The 20618-nt window shown below is 48.2% G+C and carries 16 protein-coding genes; all 16 read right to left on the bottom strand.

Features of this window, described 5'->3' with window-relative positions; translation table 11 throughout:
- Positions 1-125 precede the first annotated feature (125 nt).
- The 16 genes from EYR25_RS01875 to EYR25_RS01800 all read right to left on the bottom strand — a co-directional run bounded on the left by EYR25_RS01875 (position 126) and on the right by EYR25_RS01800 (position 20618).
- The gene (locus EYR25_RS01875) at positions 126-974 is read right to left on the bottom strand and encodes a carbon-nitrogen hydrolase family protein (protein ID WP_133178324.1); all 849 of its coding nucleotides are present in this window, start codon (positions 972-974) and stop codon (positions 126-128) included.
- Positions 898-5151, bottom strand: coding sequence for a YhdP family protein (locus tag EYR25_RS01870; RefSeq protein ID WP_133178323.1), 4254 nt, complete (start codon positions 5149-5151; stop codon positions 898-900). Before EYR25_RS01870 ends, EYR25_RS01875 begins: the two co-directional genes overlap by 77 nt.
- Positions 5151-6617, bottom strand: coding sequence for a ribonuclease G (rng, locus tag EYR25_RS01865; RefSeq protein WP_011625004.1), 1467 nt, complete (start codon positions 6615-6617; stop codon positions 5151-5153). Before rng ends, EYR25_RS01870 begins: the two co-directional genes overlap by 1 nt.
- A 177-nt stretch (positions 6618-6794) precedes the next feature.
- A complete protein-coding gene (locus EYR25_RS01860; RefSeq protein WP_133178322.1) occupies positions 6795-7379 on the bottom strand; it encodes a Maf family protein in 585 nt (194 codons plus the stop codon).
- Positions 7380-7381: 2 nt separating this feature from the next.
- Positions 7382-7870 (bottom strand): rod shape-determining protein MreD, encoded by a 489-nt coding sequence (mreD, locus tag EYR25_RS01855; RefSeq protein ID WP_133178321.1) that lies wholly within the window; start codon positions 7868-7870, stop codon positions 7382-7384.
- Positions 7870-8931, bottom strand: coding sequence for a rod shape-determining protein MreC (gene mreC, locus EYR25_RS01850; RefSeq protein ID WP_133178320.1), 1062 nt, complete (start codon positions 8929-8931; stop codon positions 7870-7872). The genes mreD and mreC overlap by 1 nt, the downstream gene beginning before the upstream one ends.
- Before the next feature lie 44 nt (positions 8932-8975).
- Positions 8976-10025, bottom strand: coding sequence for a rod shape-determining protein (locus EYR25_RS01845; protein WP_011624203.1), 1050 nt, complete (start codon positions 10023-10025; stop codon positions 8976-8978).
- 341 nt (positions 10026-10366) lie between these two features.
- Complete coding sequence (locus EYR25_RS01840; protein ID WP_133182705.1) at positions 10367-14998, bottom strand: DUF6701 domain-containing protein; 4632 nt, start codon at positions 14996-14998, stop codon at positions 10367-10369.
- A 10-nt stretch (positions 14999-15008) separates the two neighbouring features.
- On the bottom strand, positions 15009-15464 hold the full coding sequence (locus tag EYR25_RS01835) for a hypothetical protein (RefSeq protein ID WP_023267788.1): 456 nt from the start codon (positions 15462-15464) through the stop codon (positions 15009-15011).
- A complete protein-coding gene (locus tag EYR25_RS01830) occupies positions 15454-16302 on the bottom strand; it encodes a PilW family protein (RefSeq protein WP_133178319.1) in 849 nt (282 codons plus the stop codon). Before EYR25_RS01830 ends, EYR25_RS01835 begins: the two co-directional genes overlap by 11 nt.
- Entirely contained in the window at positions 16302-16853 is a 552-nt protein-coding gene (locus EYR25_RS01825) for a type II secretion system protein (RefSeq protein WP_133178318.1), read from the bottom strand. The genes EYR25_RS01830 and EYR25_RS01825 overlap by 1 nt, the downstream gene beginning before the upstream one ends.
- The gene (locus tag EYR25_RS01820; RefSeq protein ID WP_133178317.1) at positions 16843-17331 is read right to left on the bottom strand and encodes a type II secretion system protein; all 489 of its coding nucleotides are present in this window, start codon (positions 17329-17331) and stop codon (positions 16843-16845) included. The genes EYR25_RS01825 and EYR25_RS01820 overlap by 11 nt, the downstream gene beginning before the upstream one ends.
- A gap of 229 nt (positions 17332-17560) precedes the next feature.
- Positions 17561-18082: a type II secretion system protein gene (locus tag EYR25_RS01815; protein ID WP_133178316.1), complete on the bottom strand. Its 522-nt coding sequence runs from the start codon at positions 18080-18082 to the stop codon at positions 17561-17563.
- A gap of 85 nt (positions 18083-18167) precedes the next feature.
- The gene (locus EYR25_RS01810; protein ID WP_023266932.1) at positions 18168-18785 is read right to left on the bottom strand and encodes a pilus assembly FimT family protein; all 618 of its coding nucleotides are present in this window, start codon (positions 18783-18785) and stop codon (positions 18168-18170) included.
- A gap of 76 nt (positions 18786-18861) precedes the next feature.
- Complete coding sequence (locus EYR25_RS01805; RefSeq protein WP_133178315.1) at positions 18862-19359, bottom strand: MSHA biogenesis protein MshF; 498 nt, start codon at positions 19357-19359, stop codon at positions 18862-18864.
- A 38-nt stretch (positions 19360-19397) separates the two neighbouring features.
- Positions 19398-20618, bottom strand: coding sequence for a type II secretion system F family protein (locus tag EYR25_RS01800; protein WP_133178314.1), 1221 nt, complete (start codon positions 20616-20618; stop codon positions 19398-19400).

The following is a 20618-nucleotide window of genomic DNA, read 5'->3' as shown; positions in this document are numbered from 1 at the left end:
CGCGGTTCTCTCTGAAAGCTTGGCTAAAATTGGCAACTCACTCATTTTTAAAATAACTTAAATTCGCTGTGAGTCTATTTCATCTAAATCTGTTGAAGGCTTAATCTGTTCAAGGCTTGATCTGTTCAAGGCTTAAGGTTCGGTGCAATAAAGCGATTATGTTGCGCCACGGGCATTTTACTGCGAATGCTGTGCACCTCGGCCACATCGATATTGGCATGCACCCAACCTGTACCGGTTTTCTGCTCGGCAATCACATTGCCCCAAGGGCCTATCACCATGCTCTGCCCCCAGGTCTCGCGGCAGCCTTCGTTATGGGCACCCCATTGGGCGGCAGCCAAAATAAAGCATTGGGTTTCAATGGCTCTGGCCTGTAATAACACCTGCCAATGTGCTTCTCCCGTGACCTTAGTAAAGGCCGAAGGCACGGTAATGATCTCGGCTCCCGCGAGGCGCAGCGCCCTGAATAAGTCCGGAAAGCGTAAATCATAACAGATGGTCAAGCCAATTTTGCCAAAAGGGGTGTCGATGACGCTGATATGATTGCCGGGGCAAAAGGTTTCACTCTCGCGGTATTGCTTAGTGCCGTCGGCGACATCCACATCAAACAGATGCAGTTTATCGTATTGCCCTAAGGTATCACCTTTATCATCAAACAGATAACAACGGCTGTAGACACGTCCATCCTCCGCCAGCGCAGGGATGGTTCCCGCCACCATATACACGCAGTAACGGGCGGCTAAGGCACTTAAGGCAGATTTTAACGGGCTAAGATGACTGTCGCCCGCATAGGCGAGTTGCTGACTCTCATGGCCACCAAACAGCAGGCTGCATTCTGGTAACACCACTAAATGCGGGGCATCTTTGTCCCATTGCAGGCGCTCACGGGTTAATTCCTCAAGCTGCGATTCGATAAACAACAGATTCGCGCTGACGTCGCGACTGCTCTGACATTGCAACAGGCTGATGCGCATGACTATCTCCTTGAATTGTGTTTATCGACAATGCCACCTTGGGGCTCACAGGCTTAGGCTGTGCGGGTTCGACTTGGGATGGATCTAAAGGCTCTACCTTGGGGAGCGTCGGCGCTTGAGGCAACACTTCTTCCTCGACCGCTTTTACTGGTTCCTCTTTAGGTTTATCAGCATCTGGCGCAGGCTGCTCATTGTTTTTTTCAGGCTCGACGGATGGAGTAGCGTCTGTCTTAGTCGGAGCGCTATTCTTGACGGGCACCGCATCATTCTTAGGGTCTGCGCCCTCGGTTGGCGCAGGCAATTCGCCCCCCACCATAGGCAGAATCGACTCGGGGATCTCAATCTCTTTGCTCTTACGTTCGAGCTCTTCCACCACAGGATCGGACATAGTGCCAGTCACTCGGAAGCGAATTTCCGAAATCACCTCAATCACAGGTTCGAGCACTTTGGTCAGCGCAAACGCGCCAAGCCCCAGCGTCCACGCACTGGTACTGAGCAGCACCACGGTCGGCACACTCGACGCCAGCTGTGGCACAAAACGGATATCGTAGTTTAAGCTTTCGCTGGTGAGGTCCGTATAGCCGCGCACCTTCATATTGCCCGCAATCGCATCCATTTCGGTATCCGTGGTTTTAACCACGCCATTATCGATTTGCAGATTGCCGCTAAAGGAGTTGAAGTACATGCCCTGGCCGAACACGTCACTGAAATCTAAGGATAACTTACGCACTAAGGAGTCGAGGCTGAACAGGGAAAAAATCCGCGCGCCCTTATCGCTCACCTGAGATAAATGCCCCTTACCCAGCTCAAACTTCACCTTGCCGTTTAAGGTATTGAGGGAGAAAGCATAGGGCGCACCTTGCCACTTAAGCTCGGCATTCACCTTCAAAGGCGCCTCATTCACACCTGGGTCGATGCCCAATTGCTGACTCAAATAATTAAACTGACTGGCGTTTAAACTCACCGTTAATTCTGTTTGGTTTTGACCATTCTGCTGCTGCCAAATACCGTTGCCCTGTAAGGACACCTCTGGCGTCGTTAACGATAGGGTCTGAATACGATAGCCCAAAGGTTGCGGGCTCGCCTGCAAGACCAGCTTCCCGAAGGCTTTGTCGAAAAAGCGAAAATCATCCACATTCACGGCAACCGGCGGTAAATTAGTGAGCACCTGATCCGCAGCGAAATCCGCTTCCCCTTCGGGTTTCACTTCGGGGGATAAATAAAACTTACTGGCGTTAACTTTTAATCCTTGGGTCATCCAGTTGGGATAAAAATCGACCCAGCCTTCAAACTCGCTGGCCTTAGCATCGAAGCGCCAGCCATGTTCGTTCGGCTTAGCACTCAATCTAAGCTCTGTCAGTCCTTGGCCTAATAAATCAAACTTGCCGATATTGGCATCGATCCCAACCACCGAGGGGAACAAGGCCGAGTGGCTCGCCTCTTCCACTAAAATGCCAGTGCGGATGGGCTTATTGTCTGTGCCGACAAAGGCATTAATTACAGGTAACCAATTGGCGAGCTTGCCGCTGGTCACATCAATCTTGATATGCCCAAGCTCGGTATTAGGCACCTCGGCCGCATCGAAGAGTCGGCCCAATAACAAGTCAAAATAGCTAAATTGGGTGCCCTTTTCGGCCTCGAAGCCACCAATAAACTCGGCCTGTTTATCGAGTTTTACCCTTAGCGTTGCCGTTTGCTGATCGCCAGAAAACTCCGCCATTAAGGGTCTAGGTTCATCTTCGGGTTTGGCAAAGGCGCCCGGCAATTTCAAGGTGGCGCCAACCAGATCTGAGCCCAGATTGGCTTGAATTTGGTAGCCTTGATCGTCGAACACCATATTCAAGTTGCCGCCCCAAGCGACTTTACCTTGGTAAAAATCACTCAAGGGATTTTGCAACTCTTGTGGTAAACGGCTGAGATCCCAGCGACTCTTCATATCCACATTGAGCGCAAAATCTTTACCCTCAGGTTTAGTGGCAAAACTAAACTCGAAGGGCTGCTCAAATAGGCGGGATTTAATGCCTTTGCCTTCAACAATCTCATTCGCGAACTGTACTGTGCCCGTCACGGCCTTGAGCAGTAAGCCTGGTTGGGCAATAAAGACGGGCGTATTATCAAACGCAATTTGACCACGGATATCCTCGGCCTCGCCCTCGTACAAGGGGATGCTGATATCTAAATTTCCGGTCACTGCGCCCTGCACTTGCACAACGCTTAAGGTCTTGCCCACAGTATCGGCGAGCGGCGATGCCTGCAGCACCTGAGTGGCGGCGCTACCATTAGTCGCGAGATCGGCCTGAATTTTTAACAGCGAATGCTCGCCTAATTCGGGGATAAATACATGGGCGCCATCGGCCACCACATTCATCAATTTGCCTTGGTTAACCCAGATATCCATACGGGCATTTTCAAATAAGGCGTTGAGGGAAAGCTCAGTCACCGCGGGCCAATCGGGTTGAAATTGGTACTCGGCGTTATCTAAGGTAAAGGCCGCTTGGAATACTCCGCTATTATCCTCAAAGGGAAAATGCGCTAGGGCGCCCTGCCATAACACTTGGGCATTTTGGCTCTGACCCGCCTTGATAGCGCCATCCAAATACTCCACCAGCGCCTCGCCCATGGCTTTAACGGGAAAGTATCTATCCGCATTAGTGGCATTTTTAACGGCCACATTGGCGGCGAGTGACATGCTGGCTTCGGCGCTAAAATCCAGTTTTAGGGCGGCAGACACGCCAATATCGTCGTTTTCGAGCAGAACCTCAGGCACAGATAAGGTCGCCCTTTGAGTATCGAAGGCACCGGTTAACTCAGCGCCATGCAGCACTAGAGGGGCTGAAAATTGATCGCCAAAATCGAGGGTATAGGTCTGTTCAGGCAGCGAAAACACTAAGCTGTCATTCTGCCACTGCAACTTAATGTCTAATGGGTTGGTGTTAGGTATGCCTTCAACTTTCTGCCAATGCAATTGCTGGATATGTGTACTGGCGAGCAAGGGTTGCTTGGCGCTTTGATAGAGGCGAATCGGCCCAACACTGCCTTCGGGCGCGAGATGGAACCATTGCTCAAGTACAGCTAAATCGACACCCGGAAATAATGGCAAGAGTGGAAATAAGGTCGGTAAATCCAAGCGGCTCACATAGGCATAAAAGGCATCATCTTGCTGTTTAGCCGCGAGCTTAAGATCGGGCCAATGCTCGCCGTTAGTGACAAAGTCCAGATCGGTACTACTGATTTCCCAGCCGGTGTCCTTGGGGGCCCAACTAATACTGCCAGACTGGATTTCAAACTTTTGTGGTGCATCTTCCATCGACCACTGCAACCAACTGGGTTCAAACTGCACCAGTCCAGCGCTTAAACTGCGGTGGGCAAAATCAAACCATGCCTTAAGATTGACCACTCCTTCTAAGGGTAACTTTTGGCTGGGATCATAGGGATTGGGTTGACGCGATGCCCATTCCCCTAAATCTAAGGACTGAGCCGCGAGATAGATTTGCCCCTTCAGGGTATCCGGCGCAGTTGCGTCTCCCTGAATATCAAGCTGCAAGTTAAGGGACTCTTTTACCGAAACATTATTATCGAGGTAAATTTCCCCCGCGCCGCGGTGGCGCTCACCACTATTGCGCCAGTTAAGGTGGCGAATATGGATGGGTCGATATTCATGCTGCAAACTCAACAGTTGCACCGAGGCATCCGTCAGCGAGAAGCGCTCGAGCTGCTTTAACAGTAACTTATATAGCCAATCAGTTTGCGCCGTTTGATTGGCCGTGCCAGAAGCCCTATTACCCGATAATTTATCGATATCGAGGGCAATATGAACACCATCAAAATTCACATCTTCGATGCGTGGGCTGGTCGTTAGCAGTGATTGCCAAAAATCCAATTTAATTTGGACGTTCTTAACCAGCACGGTAACGGGGAGTTTTTCCTGCGGTGGGATCACCAGATTATCGACCGTCACCGCTGGGCCAAAGGCCTGCCACTGGGCGGATAACTCACCAACCTGCACATCAATTTGATATTCGCTTTTTACATACTCAACTAACTGCTGACGCACACCGTCTACTTGAGGCAATAAGCCGCGGATCAAGCTTACCGTCAGGGCAAACAAGACTAAGATCAGCGCCAGTAATTGCCAGCAAAAACGGCTGAGTTTTTTCGCAGTAAAAAGCGTTGCCACTACATCATCACCACGTCGTATTTGTGCTGGGAATACATGGGCTCATTTTGCAGGCGAATGCGTTTACCTATGTAGACCTCAAGCTCGGCGACCAGATGACTTTCATCGCCACTTAAGCTGTTATATACAGCGGGCGAGCAGTAAAGCAAAAATTCATCGGCATCATAGGCTCGATTCAAGCGAATGATTTCACGGAAGATTTCATAAGAAACCGTTTCAACCGTTTTCATGCTGCCCGTGCCCTGACAGGCAGGACATTCGCCGCACAGCACGTGCTCCAAGCTCTCACGGGTGCGCTTACGGGTCATTTCGACTAAGCCTAGACCCGAGAAGCCACTGACATTCGTCTTGACTCTGTCTTTCGCGAGCGCGCTATTTAAGCTATTGAGTACCCGTGTTTTATGCTCGTCGCTCAGCATATCGATAAAGTCGATAATGATGATGCCGCCGAGATTACGTAGCCTCAACTGCCGCGCAATCGCTTGGGTGGCTTCGAGGTTAGTGTTGAAGATGGTTTCTTCAAGATTACGGTGGCCAACAAAAGCGCCGGTGTTGATATCGACCGTGGTCATGGCCTCGGTCTGATCGATGATCAGATAGCCACCCGATTTGAGCTCGACCTTGCGACCTAGGGCGCGCTGGATTTCATTCTCCACATCGTAGAGATCGAAAATTGGTGCAGGCCCAGAATAGTGCTCAATCTTGTCGGCGATTTCCGGCATAAACTCTTGGGCGAAGGCTTGCAGCTCGGCAAAGGTGCGGCGCGAATCGACTTGAATTCTATCTAATTCGGTTCCCACAAAGTCGCGCACAATGCGTACTGGTAGAGCGAGATCTTGATACAAGAGTGCCACACCACGGCGCTGACGACGCTCCGAGACCTTAGACCATACCCGGCGCAGAAAAGCCGCATCCTGGGCAAGTTCATCCTCACCCACGCCTTCGGCGGCGGTGCGGATAATAAAGCCGCCGTCTTCATCGACAAAAGGCAGAGTGATTTTCTTAAGGCGACTGCGCTCTTCCTCCTGCTCAATCCGTTGAGAGACCCCAACATGGCTTGAGCCAGGCATAAACACCAAATAACGGGAAGGCAGGGTGATATCTGTAGTCAGGCGCGCACCTTTAGTGCCGAGCGGATCTTTTACCACCTGCACCATAATATCTTGCCCTTGGCGAACCAACTCGGCGATATCACGTACCACAAAATGGCCTTTTTCCACATCGGCCACGCACTCGGTGTGCGGCACTATGTCGGAGGCATGTAAAAACGCGGCTTTATCTAAGCCAATATCAACAAAGGCGGCTTGCATGCCGGGCAACACACGGCTGATTTTGCCTTTGTAAATATTGCCCACTAGACCGCGCTTCATGCGCCTCTCGATATGGACTTCTTGTAGCACCCCATGCTCAACCAGAGCAACACGAGCCTCAGATGGGGTTACGTTAATCAGTAATTCTGAACCCATCTTGCGCTGAACTTTATTCGGATTTAAGCGACCGGTATTCACGACTCACCCCATTAGGGAAATTAAATTAATCTCAGTATGTTATAAGCCTGAAAACCAATATCACAGATGTTTGTCTTGCGGATACTCAACTAAGGCCGAGGATGACTTCCGTTAGCGAGTAGCCCTGTCTGTCGATTAGCGTATTCCCGCCTCGGATAACAGCTCACGGGTTTCCACCAAAGGTAGGCCTACAACGCAGGAGTAACTGCCCTCAATAGATTCGACAAAACAACCGCCCAAACCTTGGATCCCATAGCTACCCGCCTTATCCATCGGCTCTTTTGAGGAAACGTAGGCATCGATATCCGCGTCCAACAGCTCGCAAAAACGCACTAAAGTTTCAACTAAACGCACAGAGGTATGGTCAGCCTTTGCTAAGGCCACAGCTGTCATCACAGTGTGCGCCTTACCTGAAAGTGCGCGTAGCACACGTTTGGCATCGGCTTCATCAACAGGCTTACCTAATATTTCGTTTTCAAGCACCACGATAGTATCAGAACCTAATACAGCAGGCTGTGACATACCTGAGCATAATGCAAGCCCTGCTTGGGCTTTTTCGGCCGCGAGGCGCTGAACATAGTCGCGTGGTAACTCACCTTTCTTAGGGGTTTCATCGATATCCGGCGCCACTTGGGTAAAACTAAAATCGGCGCGGCCTAAACCTATATGAGTCAATAACTCTTTACGGCGTGGCGAAGTTGAGGCTAAGACTAAATTCACGACTAACGAACCTTATAATGACGTCGAACGCGACGTAAAATCCAAAAAATCCACGGCCAAAATGCTAGGCCCGATAACGCGGGTAAGAACAAATCCGTATGGAATTTAGCACCGTCCATCACAAACTCGACCCAATAGATAATCAGGTGATAGATAGCAATCAGTAACATCACCACCAGTGACTGTTGCCACTTAGGGAAGTTGCGTAACCGCTGGCAGTGCAAAATCGCGATATAAATCACTAGCGACATCGAAAGTGAGCGCACACCTAGGGTAGCGCCGAGCAGAATATCTAAAGCCAACCCCATCAACCACGCCGTCAGAATGTTATATCTGTGGGGCAACGCAATCGACCAATAGATCAGAATCATCAATAACCAATCGGGACGCCAAGCCTCAACAATAGTTGGCAGCGGCATAATTTGACTTAACAGCCCGACAAATAGGGTTAACCAAACCGCGATGCGTCCATTTGCAGCTTGTAAACTCATTAGTGCACCTCGGCTGGCGGTTGAGTGGTGGCAGCGTTCGAAGCACCATTGGCATTGCTTGGCGCCGCAGCGGCGTTCGGCGCTGTCGTATTAGGTACAGTGCTATTAGGTGCTGCGTTACTAGGCACGGTCGCATTAGCAGCAGCGCCTTGAGGATTCGCATTGCAATTACCCGCATCGGGTTTAGCCTCTTCTACCGGATGATCCGCAGCTGGCACAGGGATTTGATTCGGCAAAGTCACGCCAGAATCAGGGGATGGCCAAATCAACAGCAGATAACGAATCCTATCGAGCGCCGCTAATGGCTGAGCCGTGACACGCGCATAACTCTGACCGTCTTCGGTTAAGACTTCCATGACCCGCGCCACTGGATAACCTTCGGGGAAGCGATTACCAAGGCCTGATGTGACTAATAAGTCTCCAACGCGAATATCGGTACTCTTGGCCACATGGCGCAGTTCAATCTCATCGAGCTCACCGGTACCGTTAGCCACTAAACGCACATCGTTACGGGTAATTCGCACGGGTAAACCGTGGGAAACATCCGAGAGCAAGAGCACGCGGCTGGTCATCTCACTGACCTGTACAACCTGGCCGACGACGCCCTGGGCATCAACTACGGGTTGACCGACAAACACTCCACTTCGCGAGCCGTGATTGAGTACCACATAATGATGGGAAGGATCGCTGGCCACCTCCATCACTTCGGCCACCATCTTGCGGGAGTCCTGATAGGCAGGCGATCCCAACAGAGCGCGTAAACGCTCGTTTTCTTGACGAAGATGCTCGAAGCGCTGCAGACGCTCACTCATTAATAATTGTTGCCTTAACAGCTCTTTATTTTGCAACGCCAACATATTGCGGGTAGCAAAACTCTCCGATGACCAATCGAGGATCGCACTGGGCACACTCGCAAGGTATTGGATGGGGCTTAAGGCAGTTGAAAGGGATTCACGGGCAGGCTCGAGACGGTGATTTGCGGCAAGCAAAATCACCGACAGGATAATTGCCAGCGTTAAACGGAACTGGTTCGAAATACCACGAACAAAAATAGGCTTCATAGGAAAGCTAAGGCGGTGATTAACCGCCCCATACCGAAGTTAGATTAGGTTTCTTCGGAGAACAGATCGCCGCCGTGCATATCAATCATTTCGAGGGCTTTACCACCACCACGCGCTACGCAGGTCAGAGGATCGTCCGCCACCATGACTGGAATTCCAGTTTCTTGCATCAATAAACGGTCTAAATCACGCAGTAAGGCACCACCACCGGTTAATACCATGCCGCGCTCAGAGATATCAGACGCTAATTCCGGTGGCGATTGCTCTAATGCCACCATAACGGCACTCACAATGCCAGACAATGGCTCTTGCAGTGCTTCTAAAATTTCGTTGCTGTTCAGCGTGAAGCTACGAGGTACACCTTCGGCCAAGTTACGACCACGAACTTCAATCTCTAATACTTCATCGCCAGGGTAAGCAGTACCGATAGTGTGCTTGATGCGCTCAGCCGTTGCTTCACCAATCAAGCTGCCGTAGTTACGACGTACATAGTTGATGATGGCATCATCAAACTTGTCACCACCAATACGTACAGAAGAGGAATACACCACACCGTTCAAGGAGATAATCGCGACTTCAGTGGTACCACCACCGATATCCACAACCATAGAACCGGTAGCTTCAGAGACAGGTAAACCCGCACCAATTGCTGCGGCCATTGGCTCTTCAATCAAATAGACTTCACGGGCACCTGCGCCCATGGCTGACTCACGAATCGCGCGGCGTTCAACTTGCGTTGCGCCAACCGGTACACAGACTAAAACGCGTGGGCTAGGACGAAAAAAGCTGTTGTTATGCACTTGTTTAATAAAGTGCTGCAACATTTTCTCTGTCACATAAAAGTCGGCAATCACCCCGTCTTTCATCGGACGGATTGCTTGGATATTGCCTGGGGTACGGCCTAACATTTGTTTGGCTTCTGTACCGACAGCGGCAACAGATTTCTGACCAGAACTACTACGCTCACCACGTATAGCAACAACAGAAGGCTCATTGAGGACTATGCCTTCGTCACGAACATAAATTAAGGTGTTAGCTGTACCCAAATCGATCGATAGATCATTAGAAAAAATGCCACGCAGCTTCTTGAACATGTAACTAGCCTGTATTCTGTGGAGTCAGAAGAAAAGAAAAATCAGCTAACTTTATCAATGCCACCCTGATTCCACAAGACCGTTGAGGTTAACAATCGCTAATGGAGTGATTTTTTTTCAAATGTGCCGCTCAAAAACACTATTTAATCGAAAAAAGCGCTTTATTGGTGAAAAATCCAACAGTTAAAAACCATATCAAATACAAGCTGGCAACATTAGCAAAACCTGTTTCTTGCATTTTTACCCTGTATCACACTTTGCAACGTCGCCCTAAAACCATCACGCCATGATCAATCACCAAAGCAGAAACCCAATTCAGCAAAAACGAACTGAAAACCGCTTTAATTGACCTCTCGCCAGTAGATGATTCTGTCATGACCACGGTAACGACCAAAAAATGCACTCGCACGGGGATCGGATAAGCTGGTTGGGGAGACCCCATTCCAGTTCCAATACCATTCTAACCAGGTTGGTACATCTAAAGGCGCGGTGACTTGGCCGCGATATAAGTTGCCGCTGGAGGTCACTGCTCGCCACAGCAAATCAAATTGCCCCGCTTGAAAAGCCGATGAAGCGCCCGAGCGATTAATGCTTTGTCCTGTGGTCAAATCGGGGTCAAAGTTATAGCCAAGGGCTGCATTATCCACCTGCGACCCCAGGCCATAGGTGGCAATGGTACAACTATCATCGCCATTTAATACCCAATTAGCCCCATTCCAATATTCGGCTCGGGTCGGCATCTTGAGGATTTCAGTCTCGGGGCCATAGGTATTGTCCATCACCACCCGGCCATGGCGTAGGATCTGCGTGGTGATTTTCTTGGCATTACAGTTAGTGCAATTCCCCGTGGTTGCTGCATCCATATCGGGCGAGGCCACATAACTGTAAAGTCCATTTGGCCGAGGATCGTTATCCATCAACTGCACACCAATATCGAGCAGCTCGAAGGGACCGTCTTGATACTGATTCGTCGCCACATTCGGGGTTACACGGCTCAAGTTAGCGCGGTAAGCGCCATCGACCGTCGCCACACCTTGAACCCAACTCGCCGCGTTGACGGGCAAGGCACTTAAGCGACTCTGTAAGTCGATACCATTGTTATTGTTCTCTCCCACCAATTTGGCGGTCGCAAGGGAGAATGGTGGGAAATAGTTCTGCGTCACCGCGCCGCCGATATTTAAGGCTTTGAGGCTCATCGACATCGGGAAGGGTTGATCCATATAGCTAAAACTGCCGCAGGCGGGTAAGACGGAAATATCGCCCACTAAAAATCTATCGGGCACAAAGCGGCCAATATTGGCTGAATAGCCAATCGGAATATTTAAGCTGCTGGCTGACCCGAGATAGTTAGGGCTCGCCTGCGCCGCGATTTGAAATACTCCCACTTCGCTAATCGTTTGATTTGTTATGGTATTAAGATTATTAGTTTGCGCGCTATGGTTATAGGTAGTCACACCTAAAACCCCATCATGACCGCCGCTGGCAATACTAGGCGCCACGACTTTGCTGGCAAGCTTTATGGTTTGGTCACTAAAGTTAGGCGTAGATACGTTGCCCGAACAAAAGTCCGTATCACCGTCCTTTTCCCAAGCCATAGCTTGGACCGTCATACCGAAATTCTGCCCCGCTTTACGGTAGGCATTACAGCTCATATCCGCACTCGGGCAACTGGCGCTGGCGTCCACGGGTTTGACGCATAATCCCGCAGGCACACTGACAAACTGATCTGAGCCAGTCATCAAAAGACCCGCATCTTCACCCGTGCCATCAAACCTAGCATCAAGTTGTACTCGTCCGGCATCGGGATAATTTATCTCGAGGGATGCAACGCCATTAGTAAACTGTAACGGAATTTGGGTACGTGAAACCTCAGTTTTGCCGATAGCAGTCGTTGTCGAGCCAGATACATTCCCTTTAATACTAAGAGGTTGCTGCCAAGTGCTTGGGATGGAAGAGGGGGAAATATAGCTACTCCAAAAACCAATATTCTTAGTCGTATTTTCAAATACTGGTACGCATTCCAAACTCGAATTTGACTTTCTTACTGCAGAAATATTGATGGAAGTAGGCTTGTTTGCCAATTTATCAGGGACGTCGAAAATAAATCCACTATCAGCAAAAGCTAAAGTGCATGAAGCCGTATTTAAAGGACCAGTCCCCTTACGGCAAAGAGTATCGCTTCCAGCAATGGTAGATGGAATAGAACTACTGACGCCAATCGTCACTGGCGGAGCTGTCACATTATAACGTAGGCTTGCGGTTGCTATGCCATTAACAAAACTAAGACTCGAAGTATTTACTCCACCAACATACCAAGCGCCATTGGTATTGGGATTTAACGACAACTGCGCAACAACAGGATCGGTAAATAACTGACTACAATCAGCATTTGCACAGGCACGTACTGCCATTGTTTCAGCTTTACAGGTCAACGGCGAGTTCGAATAATCAAATTCAAAATGATGCACTTGTTGACCAACAGGCCGTGATTTTATGGCGCACACTTTGAAGTTATCGATTTCATGGTTGTTATTTGCTCCCCCAGTAGAACCCGTGAATGACAAATAAAAATCTTCTGGTACCGCACCCTGGCCAGCTTTTGCCCTTGCATCAAAAGCCGAAACAAGTGCTTGATAGCCTCTTCCATCACGAACATCCCGTTCAACGGAGACCCACGCTTGCCCATTGATCGTTGAATCAATTTTGATTCGATACTTATGGTTAGGTTGTGCCGTTTGGGTACTTCGCACATCAATAGCAGGGTTTAAATTTGCAGCTGTTCCAGCTAAATAACTGTAATTTGATGCGGCGGAACCACGTAGGGCAATGGATTGTGCCCTAAATCCAGGCCCCCCCACTTTACCTTCGTTACCGCTCGAAAAGTTACCATATTCATCTAAACCAACACCTAGCCAACCACCAGCAAAACCCGATGTACCATCATTACGCTGAGCATACCCTAGGGCACCACCAAAACTACCCGGTTGAGGAGTCACTGATGCATCAGAGAGAATAACCGCAATACCATCCCCCCCGGTACCTGACGATGGAGACCAAGCAAAATAGTCAAACTCAACAGTGACTAGGTTATCCTCAGCAGGAAATAGCCGCTGGAAGGTACTTGATGTCGCTTGGTTACCCAATGCAGGGGTAATTCTAAGCCTGTTACCCACAATACTTGGTGGCGTTGAACTCCCTAATACTTTTATTGCCCAGTCATTTCCAAGGCTAGAACGGGAAAAATCGTCAGTAAAACATTCTTCAACAGGGGCGACTTTTTCGAGCGCGATAAACCCATAATCTTCCGAAACATGCGTCCGGTCAGTATCTTGATAAGTATCTTCGTCATTGACGACACTGACCAGTGTCGATGTCAGTGTACAACGCCTTAACCAACCACCATCACTACCATTACGAGATGACCTACCCGCCACAAAGGTTGGAGCATTGTCAAACCCTGTTAACGCCGTGGTGTAAGCACATTGCTGTGTTAATGAAGTGCCTGATTGATGGGTGATGGTGTTAGCGAATTGATAGCGAACATTTTCTCCACCGAGCGCCATAGTGCCAACACCCGGTTCGATGGCAAGATAAGCAATTGTCTCATCGTTAAGTGAATTCACACCACTAGGCTGACAACGCCGATTACTACCTGAACCAGAATACACTTCAGAAGTATCTAAATTTAATTGCATGCCGCCGTTATAGGGCCGAGAGATACTGGTTAACCAACAATTATTATTGCGGGTTTGCAACTGATTGAGTCTTACCGTTAATCCACTAGCAAGTGGTTGATTAACCCAAGCCGACGAAGACATATTCAAAGCGCTATGGGTAGTCACTGTTCCAGCAGTTAAACGTTTACCGTTAGAGAGAGTGTAGCTACCCGGTGTTACCGCAATCCAATGCACTTCTGGCATGGGCGAAGATGGAATGTAACGATTGTTTTGGCTCGAAGGCTCTGCTTGGTACCAAGTAAAACCTGTATTGCTCACATTCGACAAGAAAACCGAAGCAGGTCCATCAGCATTAATGGATGAACTCGAAATGGTAGGCATCAAGAATACGAGGGGAGTCACTCCAGCAGGAAAGGCCTCATCAAAAACCACTGAAGTAGATGTCGCCTTACCAAAACTCAATTGTAAGTTTGAACCACCAATAATTTTTGAATCATCATTAACCGTTAACTTACGGGAAGTTATACGACCAAAAATGGTATTAGTGCCATTAATAGTGACTTCTGCATCGCTGTAGATATAAGCATTTATATCAATATTAGATGTATTTAGAGCGATATTACTGTACCCCAAAAACAGTAATTCACCGGCGCCAGATGCATTAAACTTTAGGGCGCCTGAAATGTTAACGGCATTTTTAACAAAAAATCGTACATCGCCCGCGATATTAATATTGGGTGAACCACCAGTAACGGTAAAATTCTCAACCCAATAATCTCCCGCGGATAAATTAAGCACAGTCGACTTATCGAGAATCAGATTTTTAATTTTATAAGTAGAGTGATTAGCAGAAAACGCTAGCTGACAGCCATTTTTATCTAAAATAATTGAACCAAATTCCGTTGTATTATCAGCCCCAAAGGTGGTACTGGGTTGGCATTGACCATAACCAATTCCAACAGAACCATTACCCGTTTGAAACTGATTAGCGGGAGAATTCAAATTAAGGCCTGCAATATCAGAACCCGTAATATCACAATATCGAACCCCTCCGGCACCATCATCACAGACATTATTCTGCATACTATTACCCGCCTTATTGCTGCTGCAATAAGCGAGATTTTGCCCGCCCGTTCCATCAATAAAACCGCGATAGATAGTTAAGTTTGAAGCAGGGCTAGCGCATCCACTGGCCGTTCCATGGTGTCCTTGAACCACCGCAGGAAAATACTTGTTATAGTCAACACTCTCAAACGCTTGAGTCGCATAACTGCATAACAGCAAACTAATAAACATCCCTAGCAATCTAACCACGGGCTTCTACCTCTACTTGACGGCTAACACGGGTATCACCACTCTCACACACCGCTTTACTATTGATCCGATATTGAGTGACAGCGCCAACTGCATAGGATGTGCAGCTTAAACTGACGCTACAGGCATGAAAGCCCACTACATCGGGTGGCGTCCAACTGCTTGAAACACTTGTACAAGTCGCCGTAGCGTTGGCAGGCGCATTCAATGGGAATAATTGCGCTAATGCGGCATCGGCACCGCTGTTTGCTGCGGCTAATGCACGGGTCCCCCACACCTCTTGGGTTAATCCGCTATCTGCATCTTCAACAATATTAATTAAGGCTGCGGCCAATAAAAACATCACTGTAATGACAAAAATACCGATGACTAAGGCGCTGCCACCTTGGCGATGGGCCGCACACTGACAATATGTTGAGCGCGAGAGGCTAAATAAGTTAGGGGACATTAATCACCTGCACTTGATGTCGATATTGAAATGTCTCGCCGTTGACATTAAATCGCGGTTGTAAATGCACCATCGCATTATTAACGAGGCTCGACGGCGTTAAAATCAGCGGTAAATCAGCGTTATTGCTCAGCACATTAGCCACGCTCTGTGCCATTAGCACGCCCGAACTCATATCCGCAGGTGTTGGCTGGCTGGCATTCACCCCATAGCCAGTATAACGCGTTAAGGTTAACTCATTGGTCGATGAGGCTTTCTCAAAGCAATAACTCACAGGTGCTGAAGCAAAATAGATCCGCTGCCGCGGAGAGGCTTCGGCAAACCTCGTATTGGCCGTAAAGGTTAAGGTCACTTGGTTTGCGGCGCTGCTAACGGTGTTAATCTTTGCGCGTTTTTGTCTCGCGCTGTTATATACATCGCTCTCGGTTAAAGGATAAATCCACACATATTGGTTCGCTGCAATCTTACTGGTCAGATTATCTAAAATCACAGTGCCCGTTAGCGCTGCTGTGCTCGGCGCAATCGGCATTGCTAAATAGGTGGTACTCGTCTCAATAGGGACAAATTCAACGCACTGATAGGTTAAGCCATTACCATTGAGCCGCACACTATTAGGCACTGCGCTACGCAGCTCGCGGGTCATACGCTCAATGGCAAAGCGGCTTTGGCTTAGCACTTGATCGACCGAACTCGACTCCACAAAAATCCGCGTGCCGAAAATAATAAAGCTACTCACCCCGACCACCAGAATGCCTAAGATCAGGATCACAGTGACCATTTCAACTAAGGTAAACCCCTGCGCGTATAGACGCTTATTCTTCATTGATAAAGAGCGCATTAGTAATTGCTCCTGACCAAATTGTAAGTGATCACTTCGTTATCTGGCGTGGTGACATTAATGGTCACTAACTTGGTATTAGGCGCAGGCCCAAAGGCGACTGTGACACTTAATTGATAGTTGGGGTACGCCTGCGCATAAGTTTGGCTGGAATTGAGCATAGTAGCGTTCTGGGTTAAGCCGTTATAGTCATCCACATCGTTAAAATCGTTGCGCCCCTCTCCCGCTTCGGGCCCTAAGACGGCCGAGCAACTACTGCCTAATGGACTCCCGCAAGCAGGCACACCACCATTAGCATTGGTATTTTGGTCGTAACGTTTGCCCCAAATCTCATTCATCACCGAGTGGGCAAGCTCGGCACTTTTTACTCGGTGTAAAGTTTTGGCAGCGCGATCCGCCTGTGGAAATAACATGCTACTAAGCATGACGATAGCGATGGCAATGACTAACATGCCGACCACTAATTCAATTAAGGTAAATCCCTGTTGTGGTGTGGGTTTTAAGAGTGGCGTTATTATTCTGCTCTTCAGCAATCGAGGATTAATTCGCATAAATATAGCCCTCGCTGGAGATATTAATCGCCACAGTGTCATTGGCAATCACATTGATACATGGCCCATTACAAGCAAGCGACGCTCGACCATTGATATCAAAATCAAGATAAAAGCTCTTGGCATTGTTGCTGATAAGCACTAACTGCGCACCACCTTGAAAAGCTTGGCTGGATAAAGGGTTAGGAGATAAAGGCGTGCCCGTACAACCTGTGCTATCGCGACTGGCAAACTGACTCACTTGATAGCCCGTCGCTGAAACGACAACGCGGTAACATCTATCGGTATTATTTAAGGATTTTTGCTGAACCTGGCGCAGCTCGGCCATAAACTCATTACGCAGGCTAAAGGCACTGTAGGATGACTGGCTAAATAAGCGCGGCAATACCGTCACCGACAAAATCCCAATCAGGATAATAGTGGTCACAAGTTCGACTAAGGTAAACCCAAACTGTCTGCCGCTGGGAAATCTTCGCATTGTCCGCTTTGCCGTGATGCTAGGTTCTAGGTTCTAGGTTCTAGGTTCTAGGTTCTAGGTTCTAGGTTCTAGGTTCTAGGTTCAGTTTCTGCCAACTTGATTCGTAAGGCAAATATTTCGCCTAAACAAAAGAAATAATGAGCAAATTCATTTTATTACAGCCAACACTTCGATAGATAGCTGACCTAAAAAAAAGGCCTGCTAGGCAGGCCTTTTTCCGTAACTCAAATTAACAACCATTATCTGTAAGCGTAATCGTTGGTAAAGCACCAGCACTCGCTGCTGCTTGATATACAATCTTGCAGCTTGCAGCAGGTGAAGCGACATCGGCAGGTGCACCGCGTTGCCATATAGTTGCAGTTTTGGCAGTAGTATCCACATTAATAATCCAATCATTTGAACCAGTAGCGGTTGGTGAAGTACCCGCATCAAATTTAACGTCCATACCCGCTTCTAAAGCCGCTTTAGTCGCATCCATATAGCCATAAACGATAGCAACATCATCAGTTGTAGCTGATGTACCAGCAATGTCTAATGTATAAGTTGCTTCTTTCTCTTTTCCAGCTAACGCCGCTTTTGAATAAACTAAGCTATTTGCACCTTGAATTGCACCTTTTAGACCTTGAATTGCAGATGCACGAGCATCTGACTGCAGATTAATAAACTTAGGTGCTGCTGTGACAGCAAGAATACCTAAGATAATGATCACTACGACTAATTCGATTAAGGTAAAACCTTGTTGTCTTTTCATATAAAACTACCCTTTTTTGAGAACCAATTAACTTAAGTAACTTAAAAATAAACTACTTAAAAGATAAACCAAATAAAACATTAAATTAAGGCGTAAATGGTGTTTGAGTGAAACTTAATACTTTGCCTGTACCCGGATTATAAACCACGCCTTTAGCGCCAGTGGTTGATAAATCTGGTGCCGGAGTTGGCACACCTGTATTTTGGTTTAACACCAGTGAGGCCACTTGATGATAAACACATAAATCCAAACCACTCACGGCTGTACCCGCAATTGAATTAGTACTGCCACCCGCACCATCAATTACACGTACTGTATAACGTTGATTTCGCGCATCTTGCGAATAGAGCACATTACGTGGCGCACTTTGTAATACCGTATTGAATACCTGCTGACAGCTCGCATCCGTCATCGCCGTTGCATCGGTACCAGAGGTACCCGTTGGATAACCAAAACGTGGGTCGAGTGAAACAGAAGTACCATCTAAGATCACACTGCTATTTTGGCGACCATCGACTTCCCATTGTGAACGCACAAAACTTACGGCTGTGGATAAACCACCGGCCACACCGTCCACACTAGCATCTTCAGCATCATCGGTGACGTTTAAAAAACGTGGGATAGCTGTTGCCGCAAGCAACCCCAAAATTACGATCACTATGACCAGTTCAATCAATGAAAAACCATTTTGCTTAGTCTTCATTAGTCTCTCCCTATCTTGATGAAAGTCCATTCTAACAGCTAAATCAGTTTAAAAAAGCCCGTTACTTAACAATATTTTAGGGAGACGTCAAAAAAATGACCCTGCCAGAATTTAGTTGATAGCCGATACTATCGCCATTTTGTGACCGAAAACGGCAGCTATTATCCTTGTGAAAATAGCTACCAATTAAGGAGTTATCTGCCACCTCCTGCCCCATTAGTTGCCACCATAAGGCTTGGCAACCTTGGTCACTAAGTTCGGTCGGTTGCGGCCATCCCTGAGCGCTCATGATCACCAGCGTTTGCTGCTCATTATGAGTATTTTGCTCATTAAACACTTCCCAATCTAGTCGCATTTGTTGTGGTTTGCCAAGGGATAACCACTGGGAGCGCACCATAGCCAACACATTTAAGAAGCGCGTATGTTCGAGCTCCACACTACGGGCAGCAAGTTGTGGCATAGTGGCAAAATATTTAACGCCAATCACCGCGAGAATAACCAAGATCAAGGTCAAGCTAACGAGCCGACCATACACACGTAATAGATCGCTTTCGGCCTTCTGCTGGCTCTGCATCTATTTGATCCTAAATGAGTTAAATTCTCGACTCGGCATTACTTCCCGCCTTTAACCACGTTGAGCATGTCCCACATGGGCAGGTAAATACCCAGCGCTAAAATCAATACAATCACAGCTACGATCCCGATCAAAATCGGCTCTAACTTAGCCGTAAGATTTTTAAGATCGTAGTCGACCTCACCTTCGTAAAAATCGGCGGCATCGTTTAATAGTTGGTCAATTTGGCCGGTTTCTTCACCAACGGCGACCATTTGCAACACCAGTGGCGTAAACAATTTGCTCTGGTTAGACACCCTCAGCATAGATTCGCCTGACTCTATGCCACGGCGCATCCCGACAATTTTGTCGTGCATATAGGCATTATCCACCGCATCGGCCACTAGACTGAGTGCCTGCGTCATCGGCACTCCAGCGCTCAACATCATCGAAAAACTGCGACAATAACGGGAGAGAGTCGAGCGTTCAATAATCGAACCCACGGCGGGAATGTGTAACTTCCACTGGTCCCACTGTTTCTCACCTTTTTCCGTATGGTGCCAGTAGCGGATGCCAATAATGGTCCCGAGCAGTATTACCAGCATCAGGGGCCAATAGTTGACAAACAAGTTTGATGTGCCGATCAACACCTTAGTCGCCCAAGGCAGGTCGGCACCAAAGCGAGCAAACATCTCGGCAAATTTGGGGATCACCATGATGTTTAAAATCACCATGGCTAGTGCAATGGCAATCAATACAAATATGGGATAACGCATCGCAGCCTTAATCCGGCGGCGGGTTTCCTGCTCACGCTCGATATAACCCGAGAGCTGAATAAAAGCATCTTCTAACTTACCGGTGTTTTCGCCCACATGAACCATAGAAACAAACAGAGAATCAAATACATCTGGATGTTGATTCATGGCAGATGACAACGGGCGACCTGCCGTTAACTGCTCTGAAATATCATTCAGCGCATCCTTCATACGTTGGGAATGCGCGGTTTCAGATAAACCAGCAATGGCCCGCAAAATCGGGATCCCCGAACGCGTAAGGGAATACATTTGCCGGGTAAAAATTTGTAATTCATCTAAACCGACTTTACTGCCAAAGAGCTGTGTCAGTGAAAATGACTTAGTCACCTTTGCCGCTTTAACCTCCAAGGGAATAATGCCGCGCGCTAACAGCATATCAGCAGCAGCACTTTCGGAGGCAGCATCGAGCTGACCCGTTACGGCCTGACCTTGTCCACTGCGTCCACGGTATTGATAAACCGGCAT

This window comes from Shewanella decolorationis (assembly GCF_004354305.1).
Taxonomy (GTDB): Bacteria; Pseudomonadota; Gammaproteobacteria; order Enterobacterales; family Shewanellaceae; genus Shewanella; species Shewanella decolorationis.
The sequence above is the reverse complement of the archived record's forward strand: the minus strand, read 5'-3'. Positions and strand labels throughout refer to the sequence as shown.

What these genes read in the sequence shown, in the direction of transcription:
- EYR25_RS01800 (WP_133178314.1), bottom strand. Translation starts at nt 20,618, where the DNA reads ATGCCGGTTTATCAATACCGTGGACGCAGTGGACAAGGTCAGGCCGTA.
- EYR25_RS01815 (WP_133178316.1), bottom strand. Translation starts at nt 18,082, where the DNA reads ATGAAAAGACAACAAGGTTTTACCTTAATCGAATTAGTCGTAGTGATC.
- rng (WP_011625004.1), bottom strand. Translation starts at nt 6,617, where the DNA reads ATGGGTTCAGAATTACTGATTAACGTAACCCCATCTGAGGCTCGTGTT.
- mreD (WP_133178321.1), bottom strand. Translation starts at nt 7,870, where the DNA reads ATGAGTTTACAAGCTGCAAATGGACGCATCGCGGTTTGGTTAACCCTA.
- EYR25_RS01820 (WP_133178317.1), bottom strand. Translation starts at nt 17,331, where the DNA reads ATGCGAAGATTTCCCAGCGGCAGACAGTTTGGGTTTACCTTAGTCGAA.
- EYR25_RS01825 (WP_133178318.1), bottom strand. Translation starts at nt 16,853, where the DNA reads ATGCGAATTAATCCTCGATTGCTGAAGAGCAGAATAATAACGCCACTC.
- EYR25_RS01805 (WP_133178315.1), bottom strand. Translation starts at nt 19,359, where the DNA reads ATGCAGAGCCAGCAGAAGGCCGAAAGCGATCTATTACGTGTGTATGGT.
- mreC (WP_133178320.1), bottom strand. Translation starts at nt 8,931, where the DNA reads ATGAAGCCTATTTTTGTTCGTGGTATTTCGAACCAGTTCCGTTTAACG.
- EYR25_RS01875 (WP_133178324.1), bottom strand. Translation starts at nt 974, where the DNA reads ATGCGCATCAGCCTGTTGCAATGTCAGAGCAGTCGCGACGTCAGCGCG.
- EYR25_RS01835 (WP_023267788.1), bottom strand. Translation starts at nt 15,464, where the DNA reads ATGTCCCCTAACTTATTTAGCCTCTCGCGCTCAACATATTGTCAGTGT.
- EYR25_RS01830 (WP_133178319.1), bottom strand. Translation starts at nt 16,302, where the DNA reads ATGCGCTCTTTATCAATGAAGAATAAGCGTCTATACGCGCAGGGGTTT.
- EYR25_RS01840 (WP_133182705.1), bottom strand. Translation starts at nt 14,998, where the DNA reads ATGTTTATTAGTTTGCTGTTATGCAGTTATGCGACTCAAGCGTTTGAG.
- EYR25_RS01810 (WP_023266932.1), bottom strand. Translation starts at nt 18,785, where the DNA reads ATGAAGACTAAGCAAAATGGTTTTTCATTGATTGAACTGGTCATAGTG.
- EYR25_RS01845 (WP_011624203.1), bottom strand. Translation starts at nt 10,025, where the DNA reads ATGTTCAAGAAGCTGCGTGGCATTTTTTCTAATGATCTATCGATCGAT.